The sequence below is a fragment of the Prevotella sp. P6B1 genome (genome assembly GCF_000702825.1).
In the GTDB taxonomy this organism is placed as follows: domain Bacteria; phylum Bacteroidota; class Bacteroidia; order Bacteroidales; family Bacteroidaceae; genus Prevotella.
Genome location: NZ_JNKF01000010.1, coordinates 417,039 through 431,830 on the forward strand (window position 1 = coordinate 417,039; position 14,792 = coordinate 431,830).

Consider the following 14,792-nt stretch of genomic DNA (forward strand, 5'->3'; position numbering starts at 1 on the left):
CTCCAGGATGGGCAAAGAACAGACACCTACGCCTTTTTTCGTATTATAAGCAGAACCTAAAACAATCTATTAACCGCCGACTTTGGGGTGTTTGTAGGCAGTAGAGATAATATGTGGTATACCTATAATCGCCGAAAAAACATTGATATTGTTTCTGATGATATGCAGTTGTTTATGAAGTCTTTATTTAACTCCATTTTATCTGTAAAGAAGAGTTTTTTGTTTTGGACTATAAATAATCAACGCATTAGTAAGAAGAATTATTCATATGTTGAAAGAGCATTTGCGTATGAACTATATTTTCAATGGAATATGGATAATACTATTTGTGGTAGTCCAATGTATATGCTCCGAAAAAAATATAGGATTAATGCTGAAATAAGAAAGGAATTCATGGAGAAACTTAATACAAGAAGTAATTATGGTTATCCAGACCTTGTCTTGCATAAAGGAAATGGCAGTGGGAAAAATTATATCGTTTGTGAAATAAAAAGAAAAGAAACTGTAGAAGTCGACAATCCTTCTTTAGTAAAGGATATTAATAAATTGGGTTTTTTCCTCCGAGATGACATACATGTAAAAGATAGCATTGTAAATTGGAATGGTTATAAATATGGTGTTTTTCTTTTAATAGGGAAGTATTTCCAAGGTGGAATTGTTGAAATTGGAGAAAAAGATATTGAGGATTATATAGATGTTTCTAAGGTTAAAGTAAAACCAGAATTACAAGAACGTATTATTTGCGCGATATACAACGGCGCAAAATTAAAATATTCTAATCTAAAAGATTTGATAGAAGCAAATAGTAAAACTAAAACAAATAAAAGCATATGAAAACTAATCGTTACCTTTTGGCAATGGCCTTGCTAGTGGTGGGGACAATGTCTGCATTTTCGCAAGTTTCAAACGACAATGAGGATGAAGTATATAAGATTGATGCACGAGTAGGAAAGAACGCCTATGTACCAGGACAGGTTTTGTTGAAGTTCAAGGATGACAGTCCTGTTAAGGTAAGCAGAACTCGTGGTGTTTTCAACTCTGTTGATAATAATGCAGTAAGTGCTGTATTGAAAGAGTTTGGCGTTAATAAGATGGATAAGCTCTTGCCAAATGAGAATCCTAATCGAACTCTCAGGAAGACACGCGCTTTTAATGGAGAAACAATCAAGGAGCATGATTTAAGTCAGCTCTATCTGGTTGAAATGGATGAGGCACACGCACCACAAACTATGCAACTCGTTGATCAATTGAAGAAACTTGATGCAGTAGAATATGCAGAGCCAAATTATAAAGTATATTTGACTGATGCAGAAATTGCTGGCAGCTTTGCTGGCAATCCATATACCACCCAACAATGGTATTTGGACGATTATGGTGTAAAGCAATTGTGGAATAAACCCATTATTAATCCTAAACGCCCTGTTATTGCTATACTTGATACAGGCGTTGATATGACCCATCCTGATTTGAAAGATAATCTTTGGACCAATACAGCAGAAGCCGAAGGTGAAGCAAATTATGACAATGATGGAAATGGTTTCGCTGGCGATGTTCATGGTTGGGACTTTATCAACAATACACCCAATATACGTGACTTTAATATGCACGGAACCCATGTGGCTGGTATTGCTGCAGCAGCAAATAATGGTATTGGCATTATTGGCGCAAATCCGATGGCACTCATTATGCCAATATCTGTGATGCAGAGCGATGGAACTGGTGATGTGGCTACAATCGTAAAGGGTATAGGTTACGCTGTAGACAATGGTGCTTCTATTCTCAACCTTTCATTAGGAACTTATTCTAATAGTATTGTTTTACGTCAGGCTTTGGAGAAAGCATACCAGACCGCGGTAATTGTGGCTGCAGCAGGAAATGATGGTAGATGTATCAATACACCACATCATCCCGTACCATGTTATGGAGCTGCTCCCATGTTTCCTGCAGCCTACTCGTTCGTTCTTGGAATTCAAGCGACAACATCTAGTGGAGGTTTAGCTGGCTTTAGTAATTACGATGATAATGGCAATACTTTTTCATCTGTTACGACTCTTCAAGACCCCGATGGTTTCAATTATGAATTGAAAGCTCCAGGAACAGACATGTTGAGTACAATACCTGGTGGAAGATATAAGGTACTGCAAGGAACATCAATGGCAGCTCCGCTTGTTGCTGGTGCTATTTCTGCACTAAAAATGGTAAAGCAATATGATACTCAAGAAATTCTATGGGGCGATTTGCTTCATACCGATAACATTGCTCAAGCATACGCCGTTACGAATCGTCCCGCGGAGCTTGATTTAATGAGAATCATGTATCGTGAGCGTAAGGAACTTACAGATGAAACAGAAGATGACTATGGTGGCGATGGTGAAATTGATGCAGGCGAGACGATATCTCTATATCCTGTAATCCGCACAACCTTTGGGGCGGCCAGCAATATTCAGATGAAACTAGAGATGGGTGATGATTTTGAAGACCCTAACACAGTAGAGATTCTGACTCCTGGTTGGATTGCCTTTGGTCAGCCACTGAGCGCTTATGCCAAGTCTGTCAGTATGAACCCTATGAAGTTAAAAGTCGCCAACAACATCGCTGATAATCGCCACATCAAGATGAAATTTACTGCTAAGTGTGATGAGACCTCTACGCTCTATGAGGGCCATTTCACAATGGTCGTGGTGAACATGAAGAAGATAAGTGGTTTGATTAGTAAGGATACTACCCTCACTGCCGACCATGTTTATCTAGTGAATGAGAATATCGGTATTCAGGAAGGTGTTACGTTGACAATCGAGCCCGGCACACGCTTGGAGTTTGAGGAAGGTATGGGGCTTGCATCATTTGGCAAACTCGTTGCGAAGGGAACTCCAGAAAATCCTATCGTCTTTACCGGTCATCATGGTGCCAATTGGGCTGGAATTAAATCTCATGAGTCAAGTGGAGAACATAAGCACGAGGCTTTTTTATATACCAATGCTGATAGAACCTTGTTTACCTTGCTTCCAACAACGCTGACACCCTTCAAAATAGGAGGAACTTATGAAGAAGCTTGCTTTAGTGATACAGAAGATGATCATAGTAAATGTTTTTGTTTGCATGACTATATTGATGACTGGAGTCCTGATATGACAGACAAGCAAAATTTGCTAACAGATCCAAATTACATAACACCGGCAGTGCTTAGGATGTTTAACGATTACAATGAATACTGCAATATGTATGCACAATCGTATACTATTGAAAAGAATAACTATGGATCAATTGAAACTACTTTTGTAAGCTGGTCAACGTATGACAATCCTCGTGATACAATTTCGTATTGTCGTATAGATGCGGCTCCAGGGGATTATCAACCATATTCGAAGGATTGTGTTTTTCATGATTGTAGTCCATTCAATGGCTTGGATGGTGTGAGAAATACAATACATAACTTTCAGACACCTTACGGTAGTAATATTAGTAATTTGTCAACAAATTTGCGATATTCAAATATAGTAAATATTTATCATGGCAAATGGAGTGCCGAAGGTTTGCCAAGTTATAGCTCATTATATAACAACAATTATTTCAACAATCTTGGTCTATGCAATGTGGGAGGTAAGTATAATGGTAAGAGCTATTGGTTGGCTAATAGAGCTTTAACGCCGAGTGTAGACAAATCAGAACATCCTTCTTATCTCGGCACAAGCCGAGAGGATATTGTCCGTCCATATGTCTATGAGATTGGCAATGCTCCTGATACCTATGGCCAGATTGACCTGAGCAATATGAGAAAGACACCCATTCCCGAGGCTCATGGCATCGTGTGGAAGGTTGTTGTTAACGGCAAGGATGCTCAGGATGAATATGAGGACTTGGCGCCGCTGGGTGTAGGTAAGCATAAGTTTGAAGTCTATTTCAACCGTCCAATGAATAAGGCGGTTGTACCACAGATTGCTTTTGGCGTTCGTGGTCCTTTTACTCAGAATGCTGTGGCAGAAGATGGCTCATGGAATACAGAAGGGACTATCTACACTGCCTATACCACTATCAATGGTAAGACAAAGAGTGATGGTGAAAACCGCATCTACGTATGGGGTGCTGAGGATAATGAATATTTCGAAATTCCTTATGAGAAAGATCGCTTTAACATCCGCATTAATGCGGCAGGAAGTCTGGCGACAGGTTTTGCTGGAGAGGCAAAGATGGGACGCGTAGAGCTTACGTGGAATAACGAAAGCAACGACTTTGAGGATGCAATGGGATTCAACATCTATCGCTATACCATTGATGAAGAAGATAAAGCTGATACGATTTGCATCAATAAAGAAATTGTAGATATTGAAACTACAGAATACGTTGATTACGATGTAACGCCAGGCACGACCTATTATTATATGTATAAGGTGCTAAGCACAGACTTGAAAGAATACGATGTCTCAAACGTTGTGGCTGTAACTCCTTTGACAGCATCTTTAGGCGATGCCAATGGTAGTGGTGAAGTTGAAGTAACCGATGTAATTACCACAGTAAACTACGCTGCTGGCATGAATCCTAAACCATTTATCTTTGAAGCTGCCGATGTGAATGTAGATTTGGCAATTGATATTCTGGATGTGGTAGGCATTATTCAGAAAGTGCTGAATCCTACTGCAGGTGCTCGTGCTGCTACACGTGTTGATGAAGAGGCTGTAGCCATCTATACCATAGAGGATGGTGTGCTGTATGTGGAGAGCCCTGTGGCACTTGGTGGCGTTCAGGTTCAACTGAATTTGCCAAGAAAGGCTGATATAGTTGTTGCAGAAGACCTGAATGGCTTTGAACATACATCTAGCTGGCTATCGAATAACGATTATCTGTTTATGGCATACAACCTGAGTGGAAAAACGCTACCTGCTGGTAAACATGCCCTACTGAAGATAGGTGAGGCAGAGATTACGAAACTGATTCTGAGTAACACCAGAGGTGGTTTGGTTCCTAACAATCCTGGTGATGGCACAACCAATGTCGATGCAATGGGGGCCAAGGTGATGCAGCAGGATGGCATCTTCAACCTGAAAGGACAGAAGATATCTGGCAAAGCCTGTGATCTGGAGAAACTGCCAAGGGGCGTTTATATCATCAATGGTGAGAAGGTAGTGAAGTAAGTATTACTAATAGGAATGCTTATGATTACGAAGATGAAGTGTATTCTTGCTGGTGTGCTCCTATGCTTAGGCATGGGAGCCAGAGCTGGGAATACTGTAACGATATCGTCGACAGAGGGAGCACCTGGCGATGAGGTGACGATAAGTGTTGGTTTGCAAAACAGCGATGCAGTATCGTCATTACAGGTGAGCATCCCACTAAACGAGAACCTAACGTTGGTGGAAGGTTCTGGACTACTTGGCAATAGGTGTGGGAACCATCAGTTAACAGTGGGTGTAAAGGATGGCGTGCTAAATGTGTTTGTATATTCGATGTCGATGGCTAGCATTAGTGGCAATAGTGGTGAGGTGGCTTCGTTTAAACTGAAGCTTGGTAACCAGCCATTATCAGCGACTTTAGCACCATCAAAATTGGTATTAACTAATAGTGCAAGTACACCTGTTAGTGCCAGTTCGCAAAGTGGTACGGTAACCATCCGTTGTGCCAAGGCGCAATATAGCGCAACAGAGATTGACTTTGGGGCTGTGCCCATTCGTGAAACCTATCAGCAGACAGTAACAGTTACGAATATTGGCAATGCTGATTTGAAGATAACAAACTTGGTGTTTTCTGATGTGATGACGTTTTTTTCGTCTACCACATTGCCATTGACAATTGGGGCGGGTGAATCGAGAGATATCAATATCACATACCAACCAACTGAGCGTGGCAATATTACCAAATCGTTAAAGGTAGAATGCAACAGTTCGTCGAAACTAAATACTATCCAGCTAAAAGCACAACCTTTTGCTGTGAACGAACTACATGTACAACCTGCATCAGGTATTAGCGATGAGGAAGTGACTGTATCTATGACTATGAACAATATGGATGCCATCAGTGGCTTGCAGTTGGAGTTTACCTTGCCAGAGCAGTTGCAGTATGTGGATAACAGTTTCGCACTTTCAAGTCGTAAACAGGACCATCATGCGGTTGCCTCGCTGAATGGGAATGTAGTGCGTATCATTGCTTATTCTGGGAATGATAAGCCATTTACAGGCGAAGATGGTGAGATTGGCTCGTTTAAGGTGAAGCTAGTTGGTCGTTATGGCGTTACGCTTACGCCAACCAAGACAGTACTTTCGGCAACAATTAATAATAAGGTAGAGAATGTGCTTTCTCAGGTTTATGGTGGAGAGATTACGATACAAAGTCCTACCATTTCTTGTGATGATGCATTAGACTTTGGAGCCGTTGCTGTAACAGAGACTTGTGAGAAGACATTTACTATTAATAACGATGGTTCTGCGCCATTGACAATTAATCGTATTGTCTTTAATAACGAGAATCTTTCGATCAAGGAGTCTTTGCCTATTGTTATCCCTGCATCTAGTAGCAGTAATGTAACTGTGGTTTATAGCAGCGAAGAACAAAAGGCTTTTGAGGCAAAGATGCAGATTTATAGCAATGATCCAGACTTGCGACTGAAAGAAGTAACGGTAAGAGGAAGTAGATTTGCGCCCAATTATCTGGCGTTAAGAGCTGATGACGTATTTCCACACGAGAATCTGAGTATAGATTTGGAATTGAATACGTATGATCCTATTATGGGATTGCAATTTGATATGGAGTATTCTGGAGAGTATTACGAGGCTTTTGATAATAACTACAAATTGGAATCAAGGGCAGAAGGTATGACTGTTGATACTCGTCAGATTGATAGTAATACACTAAGAGTGTTCTGCTATTTCTTATCGGGCAATGGTATTGCTCCTGGTAATGGGAAAGTAATGAGCCTGCTATTGAAGCCAAAGAATGAAAACATTCCGCAAGGTTCTTATAATGTTAAATTAAAGAATATCATATTCAGTGCGGAGAATCTGACTGATAAGTATGCGGGCACTGATACGCAGTGCTCATTTGTGGTCCTTGATGGTTCGTTAGTAACAATTACAGCTAAGAGCGTTTCTCGTCAATATGGTAGTGATAATCCTACCTTGGAATATGAAACAACGGGGGCCGCACTTTTTGGAGAGCCAGAAATTACATGTTCTGCGACTTCATCTTCGAATGCAGGGAGTTATAATATAGTTGTTAGTAAAGGCTCTGTAAGAAATAAAAATGTATCTTTAGTAAATGGTACTCTCACAGTTACATCTAAGATAGTAGAAACCCCATCGATAACTTTGAGCCAAACCAGCTATACCTATGATGGTACAGCAAAGGAACCAACAGTAACAGTAAAGGATGGTGGCACAACTATTCCTACATCAGAATATTCTGTCAGCTATACCAATAACACCAATGTTGGCACAGCAACTGTTACGATTACTGATGTTGATGGTGGAAACTATGCAGTCAGTGGTAGTACAACGTTTGCGATATCTTCTGCTGATGGTAGCCTGACACCTCCAGCAGGTAAGAGCGACCTGGTATATACTGGCACAGCTCAGGATCTGATTACTGCTGGTAGTACGACAACAGGTACATTGCAGTATTCTCTTGATGGAACGACCTATTCGACTACGATTCCTCAAGGCATTAATGCTGGTAGCTACATTGTTTACTACAAGGTAAAAGGTGATGCTAATCATAATGACATAGCTGCTCAGCACTTTACAGTAATTATTGCTGCAAAGACGGTTGAGAGTCCAACTATCACTTTGAGCCAAACGAGCTATACCTATGATGGCACAGCGAAGGAGCCAACAGTGACTGTAAAGGATGGTGGCACAACAATCCCCGCAACGGAATATTCAGTCAGCTATACCAACAACACCAATGTAGGTACTGCAACTGTAACTATCACAGATGTTGATGGTGGTAACTATGCAGTCAGTGGTAGTACGACGTTTGTGATATCTTCTGCTGATGGTAGCCTAACGCCTCCAGCAGGCAAGAGTGACTTGGTTTATACTGGCACAGCTCAGGATCTGATTACTGCAGGTAGTACGACAACAGGTACGATGCAGTATTCACTCGATGGAACCAATTACAGTACGCAGATTCCTCAGGGCACCAATGCTGGTGGCTATACCGTTTATTATAAGGTAAAGGGTGACGCTAATCATAATGACATCGCGGCCCAGCACTTCTCTGTGATTATCGCAGCAAAGACAGTTGAGAATCCTACGATTACTTTAAGCCAGACCAGCTATACTTATGATGGTACAGCGAAGGAGCCAACGGTGACTGTTAAGGATGGTGGCACAACAATTCCTGCAACAGAGTATTCAGTCAGCTATACCAACAATACCAATGTTGGTACTGCCACTGTAACTATCACAGATGTTGATGGTGGTAACTATGCAGTCAGTGGTAGTACAACGTTTGCGATATCTTCTGCAGATGGTAGTCTGACGCCTCCTGCAGGTAAGAGTGACTTGGTATATACTGGCGCAGCTCAGGATCTGATTACTGCTGGAAGTACGACGACAGGTACGATGCAGTATTCGCTTGACGGAACCAATTACAGTACGCAGATTCCTCAGGGCATCAATGCTGGTAGTTATATTGTTTATTATAAAGTAAAGGGTGACGCTAACCATAATGACATAGCAGCTCAGCACTTTATGGTAATTATCGCAGCAAAGACAGTTGAGAATCCTACGATTACTTTAAGCCAGACCAGCTATACTTATGATGGTACAGCGAAGGAGCCAACGGTGACTGTTAAGGATGGTGGAACAACGATTCCTGTAACGGAATACTCAGTCAGCTATACCAATAATACCAATGTTGGTACTGCCACTGTAACTATCACAGATGTTGATGGTGGTAACTATGCCGTCAGTGGTAGTACGACGTTTGCGATATCTTCTGCAGATGGTAGTCTGACGCCTCCAGCAGGTAAGAGTGACCTTGTATATACTGGTGCAGCTCAAGATCTGATAACTGCAGGTAGTACGACAACAGGTACAATGCAGTATTCTCTTGATGGAACGACCTATTCGACAACGATTCCTCAAGGCACCAATGCTGGTAGTTATACCGTTTATTATAAGGTAAAAGGCGATGCTAATCATAATGACATAGCAGCCCAACACTTCACAGTGATTATTGCGGCAAAGGCAGTTGAGAATCCTACGATTACATTGAGCCAAACCAGCTATACCTATGATGGCACAGCTAAGGAGCCAGCAGTGACTGTTAAGGATGGTGGCACAACTATTCCTACCTCAGAGTATTCTGTCAGCTATACTAACAATACCGATGTTGGCACAGCAACAGTAACGATTACAGATGTTGATGGTGGTAACTATGCAGTCAGTGGTAGTACGACGTTTGCGATATCTTCTGCAGATGGTAGTCTGACGCCTCCAGCAGGCAAGAGTGACTTGGTATATACTGGTGCGGCTCAGGATCTGATAACTGCTGGAAGTACGACTACTGGTACAATGCAGTACTCACTTGATGGTACAACCTATGCGGCAACGATTCCTCAGGGCACCAATGCTGGTAGTTATACCGTTTATTATAAGGTAAAAGGCGATGCCAATCATAATGACATAGCAGCTCAGCACTTTACTGTGATTATTGCGGCAAAGACGGTTGAGACCCCAACTATCACTTTAAGTCAGACCAGCTATACCTATGATGGCACAGCAAAGGAGCCAGCTGTGGCAGTAAAGGATGGTGGAACAACAATTCCTGCAACAGAGTATTCAGTCAGCTATACCAACAATACCAATGTTGGCACAGCAACAGTAACGATTACGGATGTTGATGGTGGAAACTATGCAGTCAGTGGCAGTACAACGTTTGCCATCTCTTCTGCTGATGGTAGTCTGACGCCTCCAGCAGGTAAGAGTGACTTGGTATATACTGGTGCAGCTCAGGATCTGATTACTGCTGGAAGTACGACTACAGGTACGATGCAGTATTCGCTTGACGGAACCAATTACAGTACGCAGATTCCTCAAGGCACCAATGCTGGTAGTTATACCGTTTATTATAAGGTAAAGGGTGACGCCAACCATAATGACATTGCAGCCCAGAACTTCCGAGTAACGATAGCTAAAGCTTTGCTAACAGTTTCGGTAGGTAATTACGAAATGACTGAAGGTGAAAGTGTTCCTCGCTTTACCATCAGCTATGATGGCTTTGTGAATAACGAGACTGTAGCCGTATTGACTATAGCTCCTACCGCAAGTTGTGAGGCAACCTCAGAAAGCAAACCTGGTACTTATGCTATCACCATCAGTGGTGGTGTGGCAAAGAACTATTCATTCAGTTATTCTGCTGGCACGTTGACTATTAAGACAAAGAAAACCTTTGTGGATGATAATAGTGGCAGCGGTGAGGGCGAGGATGATAATTCTGCCGAATACACTATTAACGAGTCGTCAGGTGGCGAAAGCGAAGAGAACACAGTTGCCATCACTAACGATGAAGGCGTAAAGGGAGCTTTCTCAATCCCAGAAACTGTTGAGCATAATGGAACGTCATACACAGTAACGGAGATAGGTGAGAGTGCCTTCGAGAACAACAAGGATCTTACGGATGTTACTATCCCAAGTTCTATCACAACCATTGGCGACAAATCCTTTAAGGGGTGCAGTAATCTGAAATCGATAACCGTTTATATAACGACACCTATCAGCTTGTCTGGTGCTGCTGCTCGTGGTATGATGACAAGGGCTGGAGATAGTTCGATATTTGATGGTGTGGATAAAGCTACATGTATACTCTATGTGCCAGAGGGCAGCGTGGAACTCTACAAAGCAGCGCCTGTTTGGTGTGAGTTCCAGAACATCCTTGCAATTGGCTCTACTGGTATTAATGGTATAATAATGAATGGTGAACCGCAGGAAATCTACGACTTACAAGGACACAAGGTAAAGGCAAAAGCCACTACGCTTGAAGGCCTACCGCGAGGTGTATACATCGTGAATGGTAAGAAGATCGTTCTTAAATAAAAGCAAAAGGGGGCGAATTCGCCCCCTTTTGCATCTCGTTTCTATTATTTCATATACTCTCTCTTAAACCACATCTTGAAAACAGGGTCTTCGAGATATACACCATCTGCATCTGTTTCTATAAGCTCTTTATCGAGTAATGATTCTTTAATGCGTGAGATATTAGACTTGCTGCCCAAATTGTACTCCTCGAGTACTGCCTTACTACCAAAATCAGAATGTACTCCATTACAGATGGCACGTATAAAATTAATCTGATATGATGTCAGGCCTTGCAACTGCTCCTGAAACAACCCTGAACACTGGGTCATTAATGCTTCTACGCCAGTATTGAATTCCTGTTCTGTTGTTTCTTGATCAGTTTCTGCTAATATGTTCCAGGCTAATTGCTGAACGTAAGACGAGAGATTTTCTACAGTTTCGCAGATTCTTCTTGCCAATTCTTCAGAGATTTTTTTGCCTTGATATTCGAATCGAGACTGAATAAAAGGAACCCAGTCTTCGGTAGAAATCTTATCGAGGTACATCATTTCGCCAAATTGATAGAAAGGCATCTTGCGGTTTTGAAATAGTTTGGTCATCAGATGCTTCTTGCTACCAAACAGACAATATGATACGTTTTGCTGATGTTGCCAAACGCCTCGTATTCGTTTCTGAATTGTTAGCGAATCTGTGAATTCTCCTATTTGCTGAAACTCATCAATACACACTACTATATGTTTACCCTGCTCTTTTGCTATCAACTCTGGCAGTTGTAGTATTTCTTCTGGTTGGTAATTCTGAGGAGTTATACCAAGCGAAAGCGAGATGTCGGACATAGGTTCTGGCGAAAATGAAATCTTAGGAGTAAGACGTACAAGGAATCGCTTGATATTCTCGATAATATGCTCTGATTTAGTAGCTGTTTCCTTCATTAGCACTGTGGCAAAGCGGTTATAGAAATCATATTCACTTCGACAATCATAAATGTCCATGTAGACCACCTTGATCTCTGGATTAGTAATCTCCGACTTCACCTTTTTGACAATCGAACTCTTGCCCATTCTACGAGGAGAAATAAGGATTACATTAATACCATTCTCGAAGTTTAACTTCAAGCGCTTAGTTTCCTTTACTCTATCTGTAAAATTCTCGCCTTCAACCGAAATGCCATATACAAATGCTCTCTTCATAAGCCATTATCTTAAGTATTTGGTTGCAAATATAAACAAAAAAACAATGGTACACAAGTATGTGGACCACAAAGTTGTGTACCGTTATGTTTTTTTAGCTTTTACGTGCTATTTTGTGGTGACGCAGCGGAGGTTCTTTCCATCGGCGTCTCTGGGTCGAAACGATGGCTGTAGAACAGGTCGACACTACCAAAGTTGTGCCAGAAACCCAGACTTACCTTGGGCAGCAACACGCCTGAACGTCCACAACGCTCATATCTTCCAAATAATTACAGCAAAAATAGTTCAGAAGTTTAGATGTTTAGATTTTTTTGCTAAAAAGTTCGTTTATTTGCAGAATTGTTGTATCTTTGCAGGCAGTAATCGGTTCTCCGTTGTGGAGATTAATAGGGAATCGGGTGAGAATCCTGAACAGTCCCGCTGCTGTAAGTCGTCCTTGATGAGGCGCAAACATATATGTCACTGAGATTTTTGGGAAGACGTTTGCTGCCAGACGATAAGTCAGAATACCTGCCGATGAAGACTATAGCCGCATGCTGTACTCTGGGGATAGGCGGTGGTGGCGCAGATAAATGATGGGAAAGCGAAAGCTTACATTGGCAATGGCTTGCGTGTTGACGATGACAACGGCAGCACAAAGCAAGTTGGACTCCGTACAGCATGTACGGGAGATTATCGTCGTGTCGAAACCTGCCATGCGTGAGGTGGTGCCCAGTCAGAAACTGAAGGGCGAACTGTTAGAACAGTTGAATACCCACTCTGTGGCTGATGCGCTGCGATATTTTTCTGGTATCCAACTGAAGGATTATGGCGGTGTGGGCGGCATCAAAACGGTAAATATCCGCTCGATGGGTACGCATCACTTGGGCATCAGCTACGATGGTGTGCAATTAGGTAATGCGCAGAACGGACAGATAGACCTGGGCCAGTTCTCATTAGACAATGTGGAGGATATCACGCTTTATAACGGACAGAAGAGTGCCATCTTCCAACCTGCCAGCGACTTTGGTAATGCTGGTGCCATCTATATCCGCACCAAGGCGCCTGATTTCACGAAAGGAGAAAAGACTCACCTGCGATTCAAGACCCAGTATGGTTCGAGCGATATGCTTAGACTGACTGGTCTGTGGGAGCAGCAGTTGTCGCAGACGGTCAGCTCGTCAGTAAGTGCCGGCTTCCTGACAGCCAGCGGTAAGTATAAGTTCCATTACGAGCGCAAGTATCCAAACGGAGAGACGGCTTGGGATACCACAGCTGTGCGACAGAATGGCGATATACACGCTGAGCGCTTGGAGGCAAACGTGTTTGGACGATTGGACCAGGGCAGTTGGCAACTGAAGGCCTACCTGTATAACTCGGCACGAGGTATTCCTGGTGCCATCGTGAACAACGTGTGGCGACGTGGTGAGCGCCAGCAGGATCTGAACACCTTCCTGCAAGCCGATTATAATAAGAATATAGGCGATGGATTCAGTACCCGTTGGCTGGCTAAGTATGCCTATTACAACACTCACTACGTGAATAACGACAAAACCCAGTTGCCTGTTGACAATCGCTACAAGCAGCAGGAGCTTTATCTTTCAACAGCCAATGTGCTGGAACTATTGCCCAACTGGAGTGCATCGCTGGCCTACGACTTCAAATGGAACAAGCTGAATGCCGATATCTATAACTTTGCTTTCCCCACGCGACTCTCCAATCTGGTGAGTTTAGCTACAGCCGTCGACTACAAGCACCTGAAGGCGCAGGGCTCTATCCTGGTCACCTTTATCCACGACAAGACCTATCGCAGGGGCGACTTTGCAAGTCTGAATAGCAGTCGTTCGCTCTCGAAACTCACGCCAGCGCTGTTTGTGAATGTGTATCCATTCCGCGGCACCTTCTTCTCTATGCGAGCCTACGTGAAGAAGAGCTTCCGCATGCCTACCTTCAACGACCTGTACTATACCGATATGGGTAATGCCAACCTGGTGCCTGAGAGTGCCCTGCAGTATGATGCCGGTTTTGCCCTTAACAAGCACTTTGAGCACGGTGTTGTTCGCCATGCAGAGATGCATTTCGATGTCTATTATAATACGATTCGTGATAAGATTGTGGCTTACCCCAAGGGGCAGCAGTTCCGTTGGACAATGCTGAACTTGGGCAAGGTGCATATCAAGGGCATCGACGTTGAGGCTGAGGCTGATTTCAAGATCGGCAAGGATCTGATAGCTACCACTCGCGCCCAGTACACCTATCAGGATGCGCGCGATGTAACTGATCCCGAAACCTCGTATTACAAGCATCAGATACCCTATATCCCCTGGCACTCGGGTTCGGCTATCGTGGGGCTTACCTACAAGAACTGGAACGTGAACTACTCGTTTATCTATGCTGGTGAACGCTACGACGAGCAGGAGAACATACTCTATAACCACATGGAGCCCTGGTACACCAGCGACCTGAGCATCATCTACCGTTTCAATTATCAGAAAGCGCGTTGCAAGGCGCAGTTGGATGTGAATAACGTGCTGGGACAGGACTACGAGGTTATCGTAAACTACCCCATGCCTGGTCGTAACTATGCATTAACCCTTAGCGTTGAGATATAATA

General features: G+C 42.9%; 5 protein-coding genes and 1 riboswitch. Of the genes, 4 read left to right on the forward strand and 1 reads right to left on the reverse strand.

Annotated elements, in window-relative coordinates; all coding sequences use genetic code 11:
* The first annotated feature begins 111 nt into the window (after positions 1–111).
* Genes T495_RS0102755 through T495_RS0102765 form a run of 3 tightly spaced genes read left to right on the forward strand, consistent with a single transcriptional unit; the run spans position 112 to position 11,027 of the window.
* Positions 112–834: a hypothetical protein gene (locus tag T495_RS0102755; protein ID WP_033147488.1), complete on the forward strand. Its 723-nt coding sequence runs from the start codon at positions 112–114 to the stop codon at positions 832–834.
* Complete coding sequence (locus tag T495_RS15030) at positions 831–5,129, forward strand: S8 family serine peptidase (protein ID WP_081831977.1); 4,299 nt, start codon at positions 831–833, stop codon at positions 5,127–5,129. The genes T495_RS0102755 and T495_RS15030 overlap by 4 nt, the downstream gene beginning before the upstream one ends.
* 33 nt (positions 5,130–5,162) lie before the next feature.
* Positions 5,163–11,027, forward strand: coding sequence for an MBG domain-containing protein (locus tag T495_RS0102765; protein ID WP_197020324.1), 5,865 nt, complete (start codon positions 5,163–5,165; stop codon positions 11,025–11,027).
* 44 nt (positions 11,028–11,071) lie between these two features.
* Here the strand turns inward: T495_RS0102765 and T495_RS0102770 are convergent, their stop codons facing one another.
* Positions 11,072–12,199 (reverse strand): ATP-binding protein, encoded by a 1,128-nt coding sequence (locus T495_RS0102770; RefSeq protein ID WP_033147490.1) that lies wholly within the window; start codon positions 12,197–12,199, stop codon positions 11,072–11,074.
* Positions 12,200–12,546: 347 nt separating this feature from the next.
* Positions 12,547–12,732, forward strand: a riboswitch (cobalamin riboswitch).
* Between the two features lie 39 nt (positions 12,733–12,771).
* Here T495_RS0102770 and T495_RS0102775 point away from each other — a divergent pair.
* Positions 12,772–14,790, forward strand: a complete 2,019-nt coding sequence (locus T495_RS0102775) for a TonB-dependent receptor plug domain-containing protein (RefSeq protein WP_033147491.1) — start codon at positions 12,772–12,774, stop codon at positions 14,788–14,790.
* The last annotated feature ends 2 nt before the right edge of the window (positions 14,791–14,792 follow it).

Excerpts from the sequence above, each read along its gene's own strand:
- T495_RS0102770 (WP_033147490.1), bottom strand. The coding sequence starts at position 12,199 with ATGAAGAGAGCATTTGTATATGGCATTTCGGTTGAAGGCGAGAATTTT.
- T495_RS0102775 (WP_033147491.1), top strand. The coding sequence starts at position 12,772 with ATGATGGGAAAGCGAAAGCTTACATTGGCAATGGCTTGCGTGTTGACG.
- T495_RS0102765 (WP_197020324.1), top strand. The coding sequence starts at position 5,163 with ATGAAGTGTATTCTTGCTGGTGTGCTCCTATGCTTAGGCATGGGAGCC.
- T495_RS0102755 (WP_033147488.1), top strand. The coding sequence starts at position 112 with ATGTGGTATACCTATAATCGCCGAAAAAACATTGATATTGTTTCTGAT.
- T495_RS15030 (WP_081831977.1), top strand. The coding sequence starts at position 831 with ATGAAAACTAATCGTTACCTTTTGGCAATGGCCTTGCTAGTGGTGGGG.